At 34.8% G+C, this 20,544-nt stretch carries 17 protein-coding genes; all 17 read left to right on the top strand.

Going from position 1 to position 20,544, the window contains the following annotated elements; all coding sequences use genetic code 11:
- Positions 1-70 precede the first annotated feature (70 nt).
- The 17 genes from CSV64_RS07405 to wecB (CSV64_RS07325) all read left to right on the top strand — a co-directional run bounded on the left by CSV64_RS07405 (position 71) and on the right by wecB (CSV64_RS07325) (position 20,296).
- Positions 71-817, top strand: a complete 747-nt coding sequence (locus CSV64_RS07405) for a YveK family protein (RefSeq protein ID WP_099634109.1) — start codon at positions 71-73, stop codon at positions 815-817.
- Entirely contained in the window at positions 795-1,514 is a 720-nt protein-coding gene (locus tag CSV64_RS07400) for a CpsD/CapB family tyrosine-protein kinase (RefSeq protein ID WP_158233020.1), read from the top strand. Before CSV64_RS07405 ends, CSV64_RS07400 begins: the two co-directional genes overlap by 23 nt.
- A gap of 57 nt (positions 1,515-1,571) precedes the next feature.
- Positions 1,572-2,339 carry a tyrosine-protein phosphatase gene (locus CSV64_RS07395; protein WP_099634108.1) on the top strand — a complete coding sequence of 256 codons (768 nt, stop codon included), beginning with the start codon at positions 1,572-1,574 and terminating at the stop codon, positions 2,337-2,339.
- 81 nt (positions 2,340-2,420) lie between these two features.
- Positions 2,421-4,259 carry a polysaccharide biosynthesis protein gene (locus CSV64_RS07390; protein ID WP_099634107.1) on the top strand — a complete coding sequence of 613 codons (1,839 nt, stop codon included), beginning with the start codon at positions 2,421-2,423 and terminating at the stop codon, positions 4,257-4,259.
- Positions 4,260-5,935: 1,676 nt separating this feature from the next.
- Positions 5,936-6,616, top strand: a complete 681-nt coding sequence (locus CSV64_RS07385) for a PIG-L deacetylase family protein (protein ID WP_099634106.1) — start codon at positions 5,936-5,938, stop codon at positions 6,614-6,616.
- Positions 6,617-6,643: 27 nt separating this feature from the next.
- Positions 6,644-7,462, top strand: a complete 819-nt coding sequence (locus tag CSV64_RS07380) for a formyltransferase family protein (protein WP_233190424.1) — start codon at positions 6,644-6,646, stop codon at positions 7,460-7,462.
- Positions 7,462-8,115 (top strand): sugar transferase, encoded by a 654-nt coding sequence (locus CSV64_RS07375; RefSeq protein WP_099634104.1) that lies wholly within the window; start codon positions 7,462-7,464, stop codon positions 8,113-8,115. The genes CSV64_RS07380 and CSV64_RS07375 overlap by 1 nt, the downstream gene beginning before the upstream one ends.
- A complete protein-coding gene (locus CSV64_RS07370; RefSeq protein ID WP_099634103.1) occupies positions 8,112-8,984 on the top strand; it encodes an NAD-dependent epimerase/dehydratase family protein in 873 nt (290 codons plus the stop codon). The genes CSV64_RS07375 and CSV64_RS07370 overlap by 4 nt, the downstream gene beginning before the upstream one ends.
- A gap of 5 nt (positions 8,985-8,989) precedes the next feature.
- Positions 8,990-10,225, top strand: coding sequence for a glycosyltransferase family 4 protein (locus CSV64_RS07365; protein WP_099634102.1), 1,236 nt, complete (start codon positions 8,990-8,992; stop codon positions 10,223-10,225).
- Between the two features lie 5 nt (positions 10,226-10,230).
- Positions 10,231-11,253, top strand: coding sequence for a polysaccharide biosynthesis protein (locus CSV64_RS07360; protein ID WP_099634101.1), 1,023 nt, complete (start codon positions 10,231-10,233; stop codon positions 11,251-11,253).
- A complete protein-coding gene (locus tag CSV64_RS07355; RefSeq protein WP_099634100.1) occupies positions 11,250-12,359 on the top strand; it encodes a capsular polysaccharide biosynthesis protein CapF in 1,110 nt (369 codons plus the stop codon). The genes CSV64_RS07360 and CSV64_RS07355 overlap by 4 nt, the downstream gene beginning before the upstream one ends.
- A 7-nt stretch (positions 12,360-12,366) precedes the next feature.
- A complete protein-coding gene (wecB, locus tag CSV64_RS07350; protein ID WP_099634099.1) occupies positions 12,367-13,491 on the top strand; it encodes a non-hydrolyzing UDP-N-acetylglucosamine 2-epimerase in 1,125 nt (374 codons plus the stop codon).
- A gap of 40 nt (positions 13,492-13,531) precedes the next feature.
- The gene (locus CSV64_RS07345) at positions 13,532-14,572 is read left to right on the top strand and encodes a glycosyltransferase family protein (RefSeq protein ID WP_143565195.1); all 1,041 of its coding nucleotides are present in this window, start codon (positions 13,532-13,534) and stop codon (positions 14,570-14,572) included.
- A 29-nt stretch (positions 14,573-14,601) separates the two neighbouring features.
- Positions 14,602-15,897 carry an O-antigen polymerase gene (locus tag CSV64_RS07340; protein ID WP_099634097.1) on the top strand — a complete coding sequence of 432 codons (1,296 nt, stop codon included), beginning with the start codon at positions 14,602-14,604 and terminating at the stop codon, positions 15,895-15,897.
- Between the two features lie 319 nt (positions 15,898-16,216).
- Positions 16,217-17,476 (top strand): lipopolysaccharide biosynthesis protein, encoded by a 1,260-nt coding sequence (locus CSV64_RS07335; RefSeq protein ID WP_158233017.1) that lies wholly within the window; start codon positions 16,217-16,219, stop codon positions 17,474-17,476.
- Between the two features lie 247 nt (positions 17,477-17,723).
- A complete protein-coding gene (locus tag CSV64_RS07330; protein WP_099634095.1) occupies positions 17,724-19,004 on the top strand; it encodes a nucleotide sugar dehydrogenase in 1,281 nt (426 codons plus the stop codon).
- Between the two features lie 173 nt (positions 19,005-19,177).
- A complete protein-coding gene (gene wecB, locus CSV64_RS07325) occupies positions 19,178-20,296 on the top strand; it encodes a non-hydrolyzing UDP-N-acetylglucosamine 2-epimerase (protein WP_099634094.1) in 1,119 nt (372 codons plus the stop codon).
- The last annotated feature ends 248 nt before the right edge of the window (positions 20,297-20,544 follow it).

Genomic DNA, 20,544 nt, shown 5'->3' with positions numbered 1-20,544 from the left:
TTCATGTCGAATATATGTTATGCTATGCTATAATATGCACAAGTTTGCCGAAAAGGAGCAATTTTACAACATGGAAGAAACGATCAGTTTACAAGAGTTATTTGCAACATTGAAAAAACGTCTTGGTTTAATTATAGGAACGACAATAGTAGCGGCCATTATAGCGGCGGCTATTAGTTATTTCTATTTAACCCCTATTTATCAAGCCTCTACACAGATATTAGTCAATCAAGAACAAGTAGAGAAACAATCATTTGACTCTCAAGATATTCAAACAAACTTACAACTTATCAATACGTACAATGTCATTATTAAAACGCCAGCCATCTTATCCAAAGTCATAGAAAACTTGGATCTGGATACAACACCAGTAGAACTTAGCGATCAGCTTACGGTAAACAGTGAACAGAATTCACAAGTTGTCAATTTGACTGTGCAAGATCCTGAATCACATAAAGCGGTCGATATCGCAAATACCATTGCGGAAGTATTCCAGAAAGAAATTGTTAACTTGATGCAAGTAGATAACGTAAATATTCTATCGCCTGCTGTCTACGTGGAAGATCCGAAGCCTGTTAAGCCGAATAAAGAACTGAACGTGGCAATTGCAGCAGTCATCGGTCTCATGATCGGAGTAGGAATAGCATTTTTACTTGAATACTTAGATACTACTGTGAAAACAGAGAATGATATTGAGGAATTGCTCGGTTTACCAGTGCTTGGGCTAGTCAGTCCAATCTCTAACAAAGAAGTGAACACAGCTACCAGAGCTTCAAGGAAAGGGTCAAGTGGACATGTTAAAAAAGCGCATATTTAAAAAGAAAACACAGACGAAACAATCGGTCGCACGTAAATTAGTCACGGAAATCAGCCCGAAATCGGTGGTATCCGAGCAATTCCGTACGATCCGAACGAATATAAACTTCTCTATGCCGGATCATGATCTGAAATCGATTCTCTTCACATCAGCAGCACCAGGAGAAGGCAAATCCACAGCGTCAGCCAATACCGCAGTGGTCTTTGCGCAAGAAGGAAAGAAAGTGCTCCTAATTGACGCGGATATGCGAAAACCGACTACGCATTATACATTCTCTCGAATGAATGCAACGGGTCTATCCAACTTATTGACGCGTCAATGGAAACTCGAGGACGTGATCCAGCAGACGGACATTGAAGGACTCGATTTAATCACAAGTGGACCCATTCCGCCGAACCCAGCAGAGTTGCTGGGCTCTAAGACGATGGATACGCTGTTAGAAGAGTTGAAAAAAATGTATGACATGATCATATTTGATGCTCCGCCAATATTGTCTGTGACCGACGCGCAGATATTGTCTAACAAAGCGGAAGGCACGATTCTAGTTTTGAATTCAGGGACTACGGAAAAAGAAAGTGTCCTCAAAGCGAAAGAAGCGCTTCTGTCCTCTCAAGCAAATATTCTAGGAACCATTTTAAATAACTTTTTACTGCAAAAAGACCATTATTACTATCAGTATTATGGAACCGATGAGTGAAAGGGCCTTGTGCCTTTTCACTTTTCTTGAATCAAGTAAAATGCAAGGAGGATCTACATGATTGACATACATAGCCATCTATTGTTCGGTGTGGACGATGGACCGGAAACGATTGAAGGGACGATGCGCATGCTAGAAGAGGCTGCGTCAGAAGGAATTACGCATCTAGTCGTCACACCGCATGCCTATAGCCCGCAATATCACGTACCTGTGAAAGAAGTGGAAAGCCAAGTTCGAATGATTGGGGATGTTATTAAAGCCGCAAACATTAACCTAACGCTATCTACTGGCCAAGAAGTTCGAATCCATGAACATCTCATCGCGAATTTATTGAATAAAGACATACTTACTATAGCAAACTCCCGTTATTTACTACTGGAGTTGCCTACGCAAAATGTTCCAGCATACACGGTTCGAATCATCCAGTCTTTACTCGAAGAAGGTATCGTGCCGATCATTGCACACCCTGAACGCAATAAAGGTATAGCGGAGAAGCCTGAGCGATTGGAGCGGCTTGTACGCCACGGTGCGTTGGCACAAGTGACAGCAGGTAGTCTTGCAGGTCATTTTGGGAAAAATATTCAGAAACTATCGATTCAGTTAATAGAAGCGAACCTGATCCATTCGTACGGATCAGATGCACATAATACAGATAACCGTCCATTCTTATTCAACGCAGGATTAGAAGTCCTTGGAAAGAAAACAGATATGGAGACGGTGGATATGTTGCTGTTGAATAATCAACGAATCATTGAAAATAAATTACTTGCCATTTACGAACCAGAAATCCCTGTTACTAGAAAGTGGTGGCAATTAATTGGATAGGCTGTTAGTATTGCAAGGGTGATTACTCTAAAGTAACTAGTAAATGAGGAAAAGATATGCAGCTTGAAAGGAGGAGCTTTTTTGACTGTTCGCAAACGAATGACTATGCTGATTGCGGCCGATTCTATTATTGTCTTATTGTCGATTTATATCGGTTATTTTATGCTTAATCCATTTACATCGATTATCTTTAATAAAATGTTGCTAATCAGTGCTATTACCATACAAATAGCGCACCACTTCTTTGCATGGTATTACGGCCTGTATCGAAAAGCTTGGTCGTATGCATCAATCGGGGAGTTAAAGTCTATTGTCAAAGCGGTAACATTCACTATCCTCGCAGTGGTAGTTGTCCAATTCACCCTCACACAGGATGTCTACGTGCGCGCATTGGCCATCACATGGATGCTACACGTACTACTAATCGGTGGATCCCGTCTGTCTTGGCGTCTAGTAAGAGATGTAGTAATCAGAGATAAAACTATCGATATGAAACGCACTATGATTCTGGGTGCCGGTCAAGCAGGTACGATGATCGCAAGACAAGTACTAAGTAATCCAGAATACGGCATGAAACCTGTCATTTTTGTTGACGACGACAAAATGAAGCAAGGTCTTGAAATTTATGGTATACGTGTATGTAACGGTACAAAGAATATCCAACAACTTGTAGATATGCACGATATAGATAAAATCGTTATTGCCATTCCCTCCCTGGGAAAACAACAAATGAGAGATTTAATGAAGCTGTGTGTCGAGACAGGCGTCAAAACACAAACGATTCCACGCATCGAAGACTTGATGACAGGAAGAGTGTCCGTTAAAGACATGCGCGACGTCAAAATCGAAGATCTACTTGGGCGTGATGAAGTACAACTCGATATGCACGCCATTGCCAAAAAATTAACGGGTAAAACAATCCTGATCACAGGAGCAGGCGGTTCGATCGGTTCTGAAATTTGTAGACAAGTATTGGAATTCCGACCGAAGAAATTGATACTACTCGGACATGGTGAAAACTCAATTTATACTATAGACATGGAACTGCGTCAAAAGGTTTCGCCTAGTACAGAAATATGTCCAGTTATCGCTGACGTGCAAGATCGTACGCGTATATTCGATCTAATGAGTGAACTGAAACCAGACGTCATCTATCATGCGGCTGCACATAAACACGTACCACTCATGGAAGATAATCCAATGGAAGCTGTTAAAAATAATATCTTCGGTACAAAAAACGTAGCAGAAGCCGCTAGATTCTTTGGCGTCTCCCACTTTGTTCTCGTATCGACTGACAAAGCAGTGAATCCACCCAACATCATGGGTGCGACAAAGCGCTTTGCTGAAATGATAGTGCAAAATTTAGCAAAAGACAGCGAAACAAAATTTGCAGCTGTACGATTCGGCAACGTCTTAGGTTCACGAGGTAGCGTTGTACCTCTATTCAAACAACAAATTGCTAAAGGTGGACCGATCACAATTACCGATCCAGAAATGACGAGATACTTCATGACCATTCCGGAAGCCTCACGCCTAGTCATTCAAGCAGGAACACTTGCGCAAGGCGGAGAAGTGTTTGTACTGGACATGGGGGAACCGGTCAAGATTGTCGACTTAGCGAAGAACTTGATCAAGCTATCTGGCTATGAGGAAGATGAAATAGAAATCAAATACTCTGGCATTCGTCCAGGGGAGAAGTTATTTGAAGAATTATTGAATGAAAATGAAAGACAGAGTGAACATGTATTTCCAAAGATTTATGTTGGGAAGGCTACACCGATCTCAGAGACAGAGCAGCTTTATGTATTGGATAAGTTGCCTGGTATGAACAATCTAGAGCTGAAAGAGACGCTTGTTGGGTTGGCGAATCGAAAGTTTGTGGAAGCGCCGTTGAGAGAAACAGAGGCGGAAGCATTATAGAATTCTTGAACGATGGGAGGTTAGGTATTGTTACATATTACATTCGATTTTTTAAAAGCTAGTCAGTATTTTGGCAATTACAAAGTATCTTTTTTAGAACAGGCGGTAGAATCGAAACGAGAACAAAAGCATAGCGGGATTAGCGTTCATATGCATTAACATTATATGTAAAGAATGGAGTGGCATATAAAGAGTACAGCAAAAAAACACGAAGTCATGGGTATTAATGAAATATAAAAATCATGTAAGACTATAATTCCGTCAACAGGACTTGGTACACGGTTTTATATGAAACCAAAGCGATACCAAAAGAAGTGCAACGAACATTAGACGAACTGACTATTCGATATGTTGCAATGTGGGTTTAGCTTCAGAATTTCAGATGTTATTGTGATCACAAGTAAAAGCAAGGGTTCCATTAAAAATCACTTCGATATTTGATATGAGGTAATAGATAGCCTAATGCAAAAAAAACTTGTTGGAAAAGGTATGGAAATTCTCTGCTGTGTGGATTTATTAAATTCGGCAGAAGTAAGCATGGGGCTAGGTTAAGCATGTTATTGTGCAGCATGATGCATCAGAGATATGCTAATTAATAGGAATATTACGACTAGGCTTGGGCTTCTGTTAATGATGTACAGACGATTTTGAGAAATAATATTCATTTAACCGGAATTGTTGAGTATTTGTTAGATGGGAAGTAAATAATCGTTTGAAAACTATCTAGAATAGCCTTAGCGAGCTACAATACCTGCTAACCTATCCACTATGTTGATGTATATACAAACAAAGGAAAAACTGAACTGTAAGAACAAGGATTAGACGGCGGAATTTGATTACAGAAAAAATTTAGTATTTAAATCAGATTCAATGAGTGTTGTCTAGAAATTTTGAAGACAAGTGATATGACATTGGAGAGAAGTTAAGTGGTATTATCATAAAAAATGAGTTTGTGTCTCAAAATGAAAAAGTTATTAGCATATTTGGTTTAGAATATTATTTAGTTGAAGCCGAGTTTATGTGGAATAGTTCTCAAGAGTGTTTTCTCTACCGTTAAAGGGAAATTAGCTATATTATTATAAATCTTCCTTTCGTGCATTAACTTTATGTCATTTTTTATCGTTATATTTTACTATTGCGTATCTCTGAAAAGATAAATTGAATGATTAAATGTTCAGCAGACTTAATGGTGAAAAACAGAAGGACAAGTTGACTCTTTTAGTGATTTCATTATTCACATTAACTTTAAGGATTATTGCAATAGTCCATTACCTTTTTATTTGGCTTGGTTAGAGTGAGTAGTCTCGGGGGAATGAGAATTTTGATCATGTTTACATGAGAAATAATGTGTGATAGCCGCTAGTATTAATCTACAAAAATAACTGGGTTCTCTCTAGTTGTATTATACTACTTGTAATAACTATAGATCTATCAAATAGTAGGTAATATGAAAAGACTAGGTTTGAAGTGATTAGCTTAAGAAAACATATATTGTAGTTGTTGTGATAGATTAATAAAACACAATGCGTTGAATACAGGTCATGGTTACCATCCCTGGTAGATCAGTAGTTCGTTGGGAGAGATTAATTCCAATGAAGTCCTGATTTACTAAGAGGCTGAAATAAGGTTTATTATAAATTGCGAAAGCCGAAAATAAAAAAGTGAGGTTAAATCATATGTCATATTTAGTAGTAGTTGCACATCCAGATGATGAGATATTAGGGGCAGGCGCTACCATGTATAAACTTGCTCAGGAAGGACATTCAGTAAATGTCTGCATTTTATCAGGAGAAGTGAATGCAAGAAATTATCGCCCGACTAATGAAGAACTTAATGAAGATTTACATAATTCAATGGAAATAATAGGTGTCGATAAAGTTATTTTAGGGGATTTCCCAAATATAAAATTCAATACAGTGCCACATTTGAAAATTGTTCAGTTTATAGAAAAAGCAATTATCGAAGCAAATGCTGATGTAGTGTTTACTCACCATCCAGCAGACGCAAATAATGATCATTTACATACTTCTCTAGCCTGTCAAGCAGCGGTAAGGTTGTTCCAACGGAGAAATGATACCCCATCATTAAAAGAATTGCTGTTTATGGAAGTGCCATCTTCTACAGAGTGGGGACTCAATAAAGCGATGAATCAATTTTCACCTAATACTTTTATAAAAGTAGGTGAAGTGGGTGTTGATAAAAAGTTAGAGGCTCTTGCCCAATATCGTGATGTTATGAGGGATTATCCTCATCCAAGAAGCAGGGAAGCAATTAAAGGCCTAGCTGCATATAGGGGTGGTCAAGCAGGTATGGTTTATGCTGAAGCTTTTGAAAGTGTATTCAGACGCGGATTTTAATTGTTTGGAGGAGGAAGTAACTTGGAAATGAAAATAGCATTTGCAACTTGTGTTCAATTGGGGAAAAGCTGCATTGAAGAAATTAATAGAATTGGCGGTCATATAGACTTGCTTATTACGCTCAACGATGAAATAGCTAAGAATAAGTCAGGGAGAATATACCTTGATGATATTGCCAACGAACAATCTACGCCACTATTGAAAGTCAATAATATCAACGATCCAATAGTAATAGACAAACTTAAATCACATGAAATTGATTGGTTATTTATTATTGGTTGGTCACAAATTGCAAAGAAAGAATTACTTGAAACTCCAACGCATGGTTGCATTGGAATGCACCCAACTCTATTACCAGTTGGTAGGGGAAGGGCAGCTATTCCATGGGCAATCATTAAGAAATTAGATGAAACAGGTGTAACGATGTTTAAGCTTGATGAGGGTATTGATACTGGAGATATTATTGGTCAGGGAGTCATACAACTTGATAATAAATCTACAGCAACAGGGCTTTATGAAAAAGTAAACGCTATGCATATAAATCTCATTTCAAAGTACTGGAAAGATATCGTTAATGGAAAAATCAACTTAACAAAACAAGATGATGCCAAGGCTACCGAGTGGCCGGGTAGAAAACCAAAAGATGGAGAAGTTTTAAATAGTATGTCGATGGATGAAGCTGATTGTTTGGTAAGAGCTGTTACCCACCCATATCCCGGGGCATTTTATAAAGAAGGAAATAAGATAACAAGGATATGGTCAGCCAAGATAAATAAAAATGAAGGTGACATTCAACTTAGTGATGGCTTCCTTGTTCCGATTGAATATGAGATAGAGGGATTATAATGGAAAATAAAAAAATACAAAAAACAGTGAAACGTATATTTGATATTTTAGCTTCCTCAGTCGTTCTTATTTTATTTCTACCTATTTGGATATTAATTGCATTATTAATTAAGATTACATCGCCCGGTCCTGTACTATTCTTACAAGATCGCCCTGGATTACATAAAAAAATATTTAAAATTTATAAATTACGTACGATGAAGACTGGTTCAGAAACCATGATAAAAGGTCAAGAGGTTGGGAAGAACGATGAGCGAATCACTTCTATCGGGAAGTTTCTTAGAAGAAGTAAAATCGATGAAGTACCACAAGTTCTAAATGTATTGAAGGGTGAAATGAGTCTAGTTGGCCCTAGACCTGAACGGATTGCTTCTCTAGAAGATTATACATATGAAATTGCAAAAAGGCTTAAGATGAACCCGGGCATGACGGGATTAGCACAAGTAAGTGGCAATATTCACCTTTCTTTAGAGGATAGATATAAATTGGATGTTTATTACGTTGAGCATTTTAGTTTATGGTTGGACTTAAAGATTATTATAAGAACGGTTGGTGTCGTCTTATTTGGCGAAGATCGATATATGAATAAGAGCATAGTTGAGATTGGTCGTCCAGAGGTAGCTGCATCCAAAGAGGAGACTGTTCCAAAATGAAGAAGATACTTATTACAGGGCTTAATAGTTATATAGGTACATCGTTCGAAAAGTGGGTTTCACAATATCCTAATAAGTATTCTATAGATAGAATTAGTGTAAGAGGTGAAGAGTGGAAGGAAAAGTCATTTGCGGGGTATGATGTCGTTTTCCATACAGCTGCAGTCGTTCATGATTTAGAAAATGATGAGGCTAAGTACTTTGAAATAAATAAAGACTTAGCCGTTAAGGTTGCAAAGAAAGCAAAACAAGAAGGTGTTAGGCAATTCATATTTCTAAGTACTATGGGAGTTTATGGTGCTGAGACAGGATGTATCACTATGGATTCTTTTCCAAAACCCAAAACACTTTATGCACAGTCAAAGTATGAAGCAGAGCAAGTTTTATTAGATATGATAAAAGGAAGTTTTAATGTAGCAATTCTGCGGCCGCCAATTGTGTATGGAAAGGGTTGTCCAGGGAACTATAGTAGATTGGCGAATATGGCTTTAAAACTACCGTTCTTTCCAGATATAGATAATAAGCGCAGCATGATATATATAGACAATTTATCCGAATTTTTACGAATAATCATTGATCATGGCGTAGGTGGAATATACTTTCCGCAAAACAAGGAATATGTAAACACTACTAAGTTAGTTAAGTTAATCGCTAATGTAAACGGTAAAAATTTAAGGGTAACAAAATTCTTTAACTGGTCATTTTCAATAGCCCTAGTTCTTTCTAAAACGTTTAGGAAAGTCTTAGGAACTTATATTTATGATAAGAAGATGCCAGGTTCTCCAGGGACGTTAATAAATGGAGTACGAATAGAGTATGAAACAGTATCTTTCAAGAAATCGGTCGTGTGCACCGAAGGTGGGGAGTAGGTTTAATGAAAGAAAAGAAGGATGTTTTATTTTTATGTCAGTACTTTTATCCTGAATATGTTTCATCTGCAACATTACCTTTGGATACTGCAGTGTCACTGATTGATGCAGGTTTTACTGTGGGCGCATTAACCGGCTATCCTAAAGAATATAACATAACTGACCGAGTACCAATGAAAGAAGTATATAAGGGTATTGGGATAAAAAGATTAAAGTATATACAACTTAAACGTAGTCATTTTATTGGGAGACTAATAAATTACTTTTCATTTACCCTTTCGGTCGCGTTACGTTTTAAAGAGCTTAGAAAGTATAAAGCGATAATTGTGTATTCAAATCCGCCCGTGTTACCATTAATTGCAGTTCTTGCTAATAAACTATTTAAAACAAAGGTTATATTCGTAAGTTATGATGTTTATCCCGAGATGGCTTATATTACAAATACTATTTCAAAAGATGGCATTATAAGTAAAATGATGAAAACTATTAATAAAATTATTTTTAAGCGTGTAAATAAAGTAGTTGCTTTATCATATGAAATGAAAACCTATTTACTTGACCATAGATCAGCATTATCTGGAAATCAGATTGAAGTAATCCCTAATTGGTATGAAGATAAAGGGGTATCTAATTTAACAGAGTCTACAAAAAATAAGCTATTCAGTTCAATACTGAAGGACGAAAAATTTGTAGTGTCATATTTTGGTAACATGGGTATATGTCAGGATCTTGATACGATAGTTGCAGCTATTCGGCAATTTAAAAACGATAGTAAAGTACAATTTATTTTCGCTGGGCATGGAAATAAAATGGAGGTTTTGAAGGAGATCATTGAAAAAGAGAGTCTATATAATGTGAGGATATTTGACTTCTTACATGGACAAGATTTTCAGGACGCACTTAACATTAGTGATTGCTTCATTGTAAGTCTAGCGGATGGTTTGACGGGTTTAGCTGTTCCAAGTAAGACATACGGCTACATGATGGCTAGCAAGCCAGTAATAGCTATCATAGGGGCAGACTCTGATATAGCAAAAGATTTAACAAATAACAATGCGGGATATTCAATGCAAGTAGGAGAAAGTTTAAAATTAGTAAGTGCTATTTTAGAACTTAAAGATGATAAAGGAAAACGTGAAGCAATGGGAAGAAATTGCAGGAATGTTTTTCTGGAAAAGTACACTAAGGAGCATTGCACCAAACAATATGTTGACATGATGCGGAAAATACTGGAGGGTTAGTAAATATGTTTAAGGGTAAAACATTATTAATAACGGGTGGAACGGGGTCCTTTGGTAATGCGGTTATGGAGCGATTCTTACATACAGATGTAAAAGAAATACGTATTTTTTCACGTGATGAAAAGAAACAAGATGATATGCGTAAAATTTATAATAATGATAAATTAAAGTTTTATTTAGGAGATGTCCGTGATCTAGCAAGTGTAAAGTATGCAATGAATGATGTTGATTATGTATTTCATGCTGCGGCACTTAAACAAGTTCCATCATGCGAATTCTTTCCAATGGAGGCAGTAAAAACAAATGTAATTGGAACAGAAAATGTATTGAATGCTTCAATAGAATATGGAGTTAAAAAAGTTATTTGTCTATCAACAGATAAAGCTGCCTACCCAATCAATGCGATGGGAATTTCAAAAGCAATGATGGAAAAAGTATTTGTTGCCAAAGCAAAAACGGTCTCTCCTGAAAAAACACTTATATGCGGAACGAGATACGGAAATGTCATGGCTTCACGCGGGTCAGTTATTCCGCTTTTCGTGGAACAGGTTAAAGCCGGAAAGCCGCTTACAGTGACAGATCCTTATATGACAAGATTCCTTATGAGTCTTGAAGAAGCAGTTGAACTTGTTGTCTTTGCATTTAAGAATGCTGAAGCAGGTGATATTATGGTTCAAAAATCTCCGGCTTCTACAATAGAAGATTTAGCACAAGCAGTAAAAGAAATTTTTAATGCTGATAACGAAGTAAAATTAATAGGTACTCGACACGGTGAAAAATTATACGAGACGCTTCTTACTAGGGAAGAACATGTTGTAGCAGATGACTTAGAAGGTTTTTACAGGGTTCCGGCAGATAATCGTGATCTTAACTATGATAAATACTTTGAAGAAGGAAATGCGAAGTTTTCTACGGATGAAGAATACAACTCACACAATACCTATAGACTTTCAATAGAACAAATTAAAGGTAAACTCTTAGAACTTCCTTACATTCAGGATGAATTGAAAGGATGGAATAATAAGTGAAAATACTTATAACAGGTGCAGGAGGATTCTTGGGTAAAAACTTAGTTGCTGAGTTGGAAAGTCAAGGGTATGAAGACTTACTACTGTATACAAGAAATAATACTATGAATGACTTAGAAGAGTACACAAAGAAATGCGACTTTATATACCATTTAGCCGGAGTAAACAGACCTGAAAATGAAGAAGAATTCATGGATGGGAACTATGGTTTCACATCAAAGTTATTAGAACTTCTAAAAAAATATAACAACAAATCACCAATACTTATCACTTCTTCAATCCAAGCCGAAAAAGAAAACCCTTATGGCACTAGCAAAAAAGCCGTTGAGGATTTGCTATTCGAACACTCAATGAAGACAGGTACAGAAGTATTTGTATATAGACTCCCAAATTTATTTGGAAAATGGAGTAAACCTAACTATAATACAGTTGTTGCAACTTATTGTTACAACATAGCTAGAGATTTAGATATTCAGGTTAATGATCCAGACGCAGACCTTACTCTGTGTTATATCGATGATGTATTAGCCGAATTTGTGAAAGCACTTAAAGGGAATCCAACTAAAAATGATAGCTTTTGTATTGTAGAAACAACATATACAATTAAGTTAGGAAACTTAGCAAGTCTTATTAAAGGCTTTAAAGAATCTAGAACAAATTTAAGCGTTCCTAATATGGATGATCCACTTACTAAAAAATTATACAGTACATATTTAAGTTTTTTACCTACAGATGAATTTTCATACAAGTTAAAAATGAATGTAGATAACAGAGGTTCCTTTACAGAATTTATAAGGACACCTGATAGAGGCCAAGTATCTGTGAATGTTTCTAAACCTGGTATTACAAAAGGTAATCATTGGCATCACACAAAAAATGAAAAATTCCTTGTAGTTAGTGGTATAGGCTTGATAAGATTTAGAAATATTCATACAGAGGAAGTCATTGAGTATAAAGTGAGTGGAGATAAGCTTCAAGTAGTCGATATACCAGTAGGGTATACGCACTCTATAGTTAATGTCGGGCATGAAAACTTAGTAACTGTAATGTGGGTGAATGAAAGTTTTAATCCCGATGATCCTGACACATACTTTTTGGAGGTATAAAGTTATAATGAAAAAATTAAAAGTTATGACAGTCGTAGGTACTAGACCAGAAATTATTCGACTTTCGGCAGTAATTAATAAATTAGAAGAATCAAATGCAATTGAACATATACTTGTTCATACAGGACAGAATTATGATTATGAATTAAATGAAGTGTTTTTCAAAGATTTTAATTTAAGAAAGCCAGATTACTTCCTTAACGCCGCAATAGGAACGGCAGTAGAAACAATTGGTAATATATTAATTAAAATAGATCCCATTATGGAAGAAGTAAAACCAGATGCTTTATTAGTATTGGGAGATACAAACAGCTGTTTATGTGCGATTGCAGCAAAAAGAAGACAGATTCCTATATTCCATATGGAAGCTGGGAATAGATGCTTTGACCAAAGAGTCCCAGAAGAAACAAATAGAAAAATTGTTGATCATACAGCAGATATTAATTTAACTTATAGTGATATTGCAAGAGAATATTTATTAAGAGAGGGACTACCAGCCGATCGAATTATTAAGACAGGAAGCCCTATGTTTGAAGTTCTTAATTCTAGAAAAGAAGATATTAAAAAGTCAGATGTATTAGATAGATTAGAACTTAAAGAGGGAAGGTATTTTGTGGTCTCTGCACACAGAGAAGAAAATATTAATTCAGAAACTAATTTTATGGATTTAGTTGACAGTTTAAATGCGGTTGCAGAGACTTACAATATGCCTGTTATTGTAAGTACGCATCCCAGAACACAAAAAATGATTAATTCACAAGGTGTTGTGTTTAATGCATTAGTGAAAATTATGAAACCTTTAGGGTTTAATGATTATATAAAACTTCAAATGAACTCCAAGGCTGTTCTTAGTGACAGTGGAACAATTAGTGAAGAGTCTTCTATTTTGAGCTTTAGAGCTCTCAATATCAGACAGGCTCATGAAAGACCAGAGGCAATGGAAGAGGCATCTGTTATGATGGTTGGTCTCAATAAAGAAAGAATTTTACAAAGTTTGGTTATTCTAGATACACAAGAAATGGAAACCCTTCGAAGTGTGAACGATTATACTATGCCTAATGTTTCAGATAAAGTATTAAGAGTTATTTTGTCTTATACAGATTATGTTAATAGAATAGTGTGGAATAAGTAAAATGAAAGTTTGCATACTAAGCATTATGAATATTAAACATATGTCATTGATTTCTTTATACACGGCAGAGTTAGAGAAGCAAGGTATAGATTACGATATAATATATGTTGATAAGTATGGTGAGATTGAAAAAACTAATGCAAAGAACGTATTTCGTTACGAAGTTGAAATAAAAAGAGGTTATAGTAAATTTAAAAAAATAAAATCTTATTTGAAATTTAAAAAATATGCCACTTTAATTCTAAAAAAAAATAACTATGATCGTATAATTGTTTGGAGATCTGAAACGGCTTTATTGTTTTCATCATACTTAATTAAAAGTATGAAAAGAAAGTATATAATTAACATTAGAGATTATTGCAAGGAAAAAAATCCGCTTATTTACTTCATTATGTACTTATTGATAAATAGGTCACTTTTTTCTACTATTTCATCAGAAGGTTTCAAAACTTTTTTACCAAAACAAAAATATGAACTTATTCATAGCTTTAATGAGAGTGTGCTATCTAAAAGTATTCCTAGGAATACTTTTAGAAAATTAGGTGAACCAATTAGAGTTTGTTTTTTAGGATATGTTAGATTCTTTGAAAATGACAAAAAGTTATTAAAAGCCTTAGCTAATGATAATAGGTTTATAATTCAATTCTTTGGTGAAGGTTCGAAGTACTTAGAGGAATTCGCAACTAAAGAGAATATTAATAATGTAGAATTCATACCAAGATTTAATCTTGAAGAGACAAGTAAGTTATTGGAAAAAGCTGACGTTATTAATAATTTGTACGGATTTAACGATATTGCACTTGATACAGCTGTATCTATAAAGTACTATTATTCATTGTTCTTGCATATACCTATTTTGGTCTACAAAGGAACATATATGGAGAAACTAATTGATAAGAGTACTACTGGATATGCTGTTAATGAAGACTTGGATAATTTGGCTGATAAATTTTATAAATGGTACCATAATTTAAACTTTGAGGATTTTAGTAATGCATGTAATCGAGAAATGAAGGAAGTGAAAGAATGCAATAAATCGTTCCAAAAGCTACTGAAATTAACTTTTCATGATAATAAATAAACTTAAGCAAATATGAAGGAGTTGATAAGATGAACTTAATAATAGTAGTTTATTATATTATTTCGATATTATTTATTTTAGTTCATTACACTAGGTACCATATAACCCCAGCACTCATATTTGTATCTATGCAAATAGTAATGTTTACAGGAATTATTATGTCACAAGCTTTATATCCATTGTATTATGTGGAAAAGTTATCTGTAATGTATTTACTGTCGTTGGTATTTTTTGTTAGCGGAATAATGGTCGTAGGATTAATAAGATCAAATAAAAGAATAGAAAATAGTGTTGTAATGGAAATACCAAGTATTAAGTACGAATCATATTCTAGTTATCAATTGAAAGTAATAATTACTCTTGTTTCAATTTCAACAATAGTATGTTCGATATTCTTTTTTAATGCAGGAATAAATATATTTATCGAGTCCATTAAAACCTTTATTAGTGGAGGGAATCAAGTATTCACCTCACAACGTAAAGATTTCACTGAAGTTCGTGGTGTTGGTTATGTTTATCAATTTAGAACAATAATCTTACCTCTATTGAATATTTTTTTATTAGTCGGACAAAAAAATAAAAATGTTAAAGTATTAGGTGTAGTTATAATTCCGTTTACCGTTTCTTTTTTATTAGGAACAGGCCAAAGAAACGCATTTGTTTTCTTTTTATTATTCATTTTTATTTATTTAATCCTTCAAAAAAAACATTTTAAAACTGGTATTAGTAAATTAAAATTAACACTTTTATTTATAGTATCTACGATTATTTTATCAATATTAACTATAACAAATGGTCGTATAAGCTCATCTAGCGGAAATGAATTAACATTATCATTACTATCTATATTGGATCGTATTTTTGGAGTTAATTCAAGGGCGGGTTTGAATGGGATGATGTATATCGATTCTCAACAAACGGTGTGGGGATATGACTGGTTAATAATGTTAGTTAATATATTACCATTTAAAGTTGAGTATACTTCAGTGGCAAGTATTGTGTATAATTCTTTGTATGGTACATATAGAGGAACTGAACCACCAGATATATGGAGTTCAGCATTTTATAATTGGTCGTGGTTTGGAGTTATAGTATTTCCATTTATATTAGGGATAATATACCACAGTATATACTTCTGGTTTAGAAATAAAACTAAAACCCCTCTAATAATATTTATATATGCTGGTCTATGTACATACTTAGGTTTATGGATAAGTGACGGGCCAATATTTCTGTTTAATAATGGAGTTATAACAATATTGATAATGTATTTTCTATTACACTTTAAGATGGCGGGAATTAATGTGAAAGGAAAACATTTATAGAAATTGACAATAATAAATATATTCTAAGGATACAATATGCTTAAAAAGCACATGACTAATAGTTAAATGAAGCATTCTTTTTATTAAAATAAAAGGAGAGTAATTGTGAGCAGACTGCTTAATTCGATTCACTTAAACATCAATTTAAATAATATATGCATGATATCTGATTATAGGTTAGTTGATAAAATCAACTATACTGAACACAAGTGTAAGATAATGTCAATAGCATTGAAGTTGATGTATCTGTTTCATTACCTTAATAATTGTGTAGCCCCTGGAGCTAATACGAGTTATGAATATAGAAAAATAAATGCGTATGGATAACAGAACTAAGAATGGCTTTATTCAATCAATAATGGTTTTGGCGAAAGGTTCCATAATATCTCAACTGATTGTTGTTTTGACGGCACCTATTATAACAAGACTTTTCACGCCTAATGATATTGGTATGTATACTTATATCTTATCAGTATTTTTTATTTTCATGCCAATTATTAATGGAAGATATGATATGTCCATAGTAACTGAGAAGAAATTTTTAAACGTAATTGCTTTGATAAAGTTATCACTTTATATTTGTGCTATCGCTAGTCTGGTAATTAGTATTGGTTTATATTTTTATTTCGAACAGAAATTCTTCAATAGTAAAGAAAGCTTTTATATGTCTATATATCTATTTTTACTTTTATTCTCTGGTGGAGTGATTAATATATTAAACTCTTATAATAATAGGCATAGAGAGTATAAATTAATAAGTTCGGTAATAGTATTTAGGTCGCTCGCACAAAATATTGGAGCAGTTTTTTTAGGAATTGTTAAGCTGGACTTATTGGGATTACTAATATCTTATTTAGCAGGACAATTCCTGGGTATAAAAAAACAATCAATTCATCTTAAAACCCATTTAAAAGATATTCTTAAAGTTCCCAAATCTCAATTATTGTGGGTTTCGAAAGTTCATTACAGGCAACCATATTATTCGGTGCCGGCTATATTTTTAAATAACTTTTCTTTTTTCTCAATTACTTTTTTTTTAGGTAGTTTATATGGTATGGCACAAGTAGGTTTTTATTCGATATCAATTAGAATACTTGGTCTTCCTTTATCAGTTATTAGCGGTAATGTTTCTAAAGTCTTTTTCGAGTCTGCCGCAAGGGAGTATGAGGAAGAAGGTAATTTCTTTAAAAGTTTTAAGAAGGCAACCATATTTTTAGTTTTGATTGCAATACCTATGATGATAATTATGTATACCGTCATACCAAAATTAACCATACTGATTTTCGGTGAAAATTGGGGAGAGTCAGGGGTATATATTAAAGCTCTAGCTTTAATGTATAGTATTAGATTTATTGTATCAACGTTAACACCCGGGTTAATTGTCGCTCAGAAACAAAAAATTGAACTATATCTACAAATATTATTTGCTGTTTCCTCTATATTTACATATTTTATTGCTAAAACTTGTTCACTTGATATAATGAAATATTTAAGTATGTTAAATATTTCATTTTCGCTAGTTTATGTTATATATTACTTTGTAATATTGAAGTATTCAAAAAAAGTTAAAAAGAGTTAAATCGAGCCAACCTAAATTAGATAAATTACAACTTTCGACTATTTCTATAGGTGAATATACCTTGATAACAGAGCTCATCAGTTTTTCAGTAATTCATATTGCACCTAGAGGATACAGAGTGTTCTGTAAATAGGACTAATGATCTGAGGGAAATATGTTAACTGCTAATTTAGATGAGAATAGTTGAACTGTCTAAAGGAGTATTGACTAAAACTCACATGGAAAAAATAAAAAGGGTTGTGTAAAGATGAAAAAAGTATGCGTAGTTGGGCTTGGCTATATTGGATTACCAACAGCGGCAGTCTTCGCTAATAATGGATGGAATGTTCAGGGGGTAGATATTAATCCAAGAGCAGTAGATGCAATTAACAAGGGGACAATCCATATTGAAGAGGTTGGTCTTGAGCAACTAGTTAGTAAAGCGGTCCAAGAAGGGCATCTAAAAGCATCTAATAGAGTCGGGCAAGCAGATTGCTTTATTATAGCTGTTCCAACCCCGATAAATGATGATAATACTGCAAATTTAGAGTATGTTAAAAATGCATGTGAATCTATTCTTGAAGTTATCAAAAACGGTGATACTATTATTGTGGAATCAACAATACCACCACGAACTATGGATGATGTGGTTGCACCTATATTTGCATCGAGCAAATTTCAAGTAGGTGATGACATCTATTTGGCACACTGTCCAGAAAGAGTATTGCCTGGACGTATAGTAATTGAAGTAGTTGAAAATGATCGTATTATTGGTGGCGTTAATAAAGAATCAACAGATGCTGCAGCTGAAATATATGCAACATTTGTGACGGGAAAATTATTAAAAACATCAGCATTAAGTGCTGAGATGTCTAAATTAATGGAAAACACATATCGTGATGTTAATATAGCGTTGGCAAATGAGTTAGTTAAAATATCCAATAAGTTAGGAATAGATGCATTGGAAGTTATAGGGCTTGCAAATCATCATCCTCGAGTTAACCTTCATTTACCCGGACCCGGGGTAGGTGGGCATTGTTTGGCAGTAGATCCGTATTTCATTATGGAAAAAGCGCCAGTTGAATCTCAGTTGATATCAAATGCAAGGTCAATTAACAACTCGATGCCAGACTTTGTGGTAGAACAAGTAATGAATCTCGTAGAAAGCCAAAAGTCCAAGATCGCTATTTTAGGACTTACCTATAAAGGAAATATTGATGATATTCGAGAAAGCCCAGCAATGGATATTGTTGAAAAGTTATTGGATGTTGGATTTTCCCTAGGTATTCATGATCCGCATGTTAGTCAAGAAAATCTGAAGTTTAAAAATTCTTCATTTACGGAAGCTGTAGAAGATGCTGAATGTATTCTCGTATTAACAGATCATAATGAATTTAAAGAATTAGATGAGAACGTTATAATAGATAATATGAAATATCCTCGAATTTTTGATACGAAAAATTGTGTAAATATAAAAAGTGAAGAGATTATTTATGTTAATTTCGGGAATTTATCGAAAAAAAACAAATTCACTATTGTTGAATCATAAGCTTCCAATCAATTGTGTAACAATGGTAGTTGGAAGAGGATTAATATTGTAGCTGTTGTTGCTGGTAAGCATATCTATACCGCAATGATCAAAAATGTGTGCTGTGCACCATATAAAATGGTTAGATTCATAGTCTGAATTAGGAACTTAATCAAATAGGATGGTGAAGTAATTTGAATAAGAAATGGAAAGTGATGACGATTTTCGGTACTCGACCTGAGGCGATTAAAATGGCGCCGCTTGTTCTTGAACTTGAAAAGCATACCGAAGAGATTAAATCTATTGTGACGGTAACGGCACAGCATAGAGAAATGCTTGATCAAGTGTTAGATACATTTGGTATAGTACCAGATTACGATTTGAACATTATGAAAGACAGACAAACACTTATTGATGTAGCTACACGTGGACTTGAAGGTTTAGATCGTATTATGAAAGAATCCAAACCTGATATTGTTCTTGTGCATGGAGATACGGCTACAACGTTCGTTGCCAGTCTTGCAGCTTTTTATAATCAAGTAGCAGTAGGGCATGTCGAGGCGGGTCTTCGGACGTGGGATAAGTATTCACCATATCCTGAAGAAATGAATCGTCAGTTAACGGGAGTGATAGCTGATCTTCATTTCTCACCGACAGAATTGTCTGCGCAGAACTTAAGAAATGAAGGGAAACGGGAAGACCGTATCTTCATTACGGGTAATACGGCAATAGATGCATTGAGGACGACTGTAAGAGAAAACTATTCCCATCCGTTGTTAGATAAGCTAGAGAATGACCGTCTTGTGCTACTAACAGCACACCGTCGGGAAAATCTTGGTGAACCGATGCGCAATATGTTTAGGGCAATAAGCCGACTTCTTGCGGAACATGAGGACATTCAAGTTATCTATCCCGTGCATATGAACCCTGCAGTTCGTGAAGTAGCGGATGAAATACTTGGAAATAATAATCGTGTGCATTTAATTGAACCTTTGGAAGTTGTAGATTTTCATAACTTCGCAGCTGCGTCACACATAATACTTACAGATTCAGGTGGAATACAAGAAGAGGCGCCATCTCTAGGAAAACCGGTTATCGTTTTACGCGACACGACTGAGCGGCCGGAAGGAATTGAAGCAGGCACACTAAAACTAGCAGGTACTGACGAAGAAACAATCTATTCTCTTGCTAATGAACTTCTAACAAGTCAAGACGCGTACGAAGAAATGGCGAAGGCATATAATCCATATGGTGATGGTTATGCCTCAGAACGTATTGTAAAGGTACTTAAAGAGTATCTTTCTAATATGTAAGTTATTTCTAAACCTTTTCAAGAGTGTGCAAGGTCCTCACATAATTACAACGCAATTGTAACATTTTATTCCAAATATCTAAAAGGGTCTGCTAATCACAAAAAGCGCGTACCTGTAGATTATGCAAATTCTAAACCATTAGTACAGAAAAAGCGTTACTGTGCATCACACAATTCAGACACTAATCGTAAGCCCCCAATCAAACGACGCATATTAAAGCGTAGCACCCCCTTGGTACAATCAATGTA

Source organism: Sporosarcina sp. P32b (genome assembly GCF_002743335.1).
Taxonomy (GTDB): Bacteria; Bacillota; Bacilli; order Bacillales_A; family Planococcaceae; genus Sporosarcina.
This window is presented reverse-complemented; position numbering and strand designations above follow the sequence as displayed.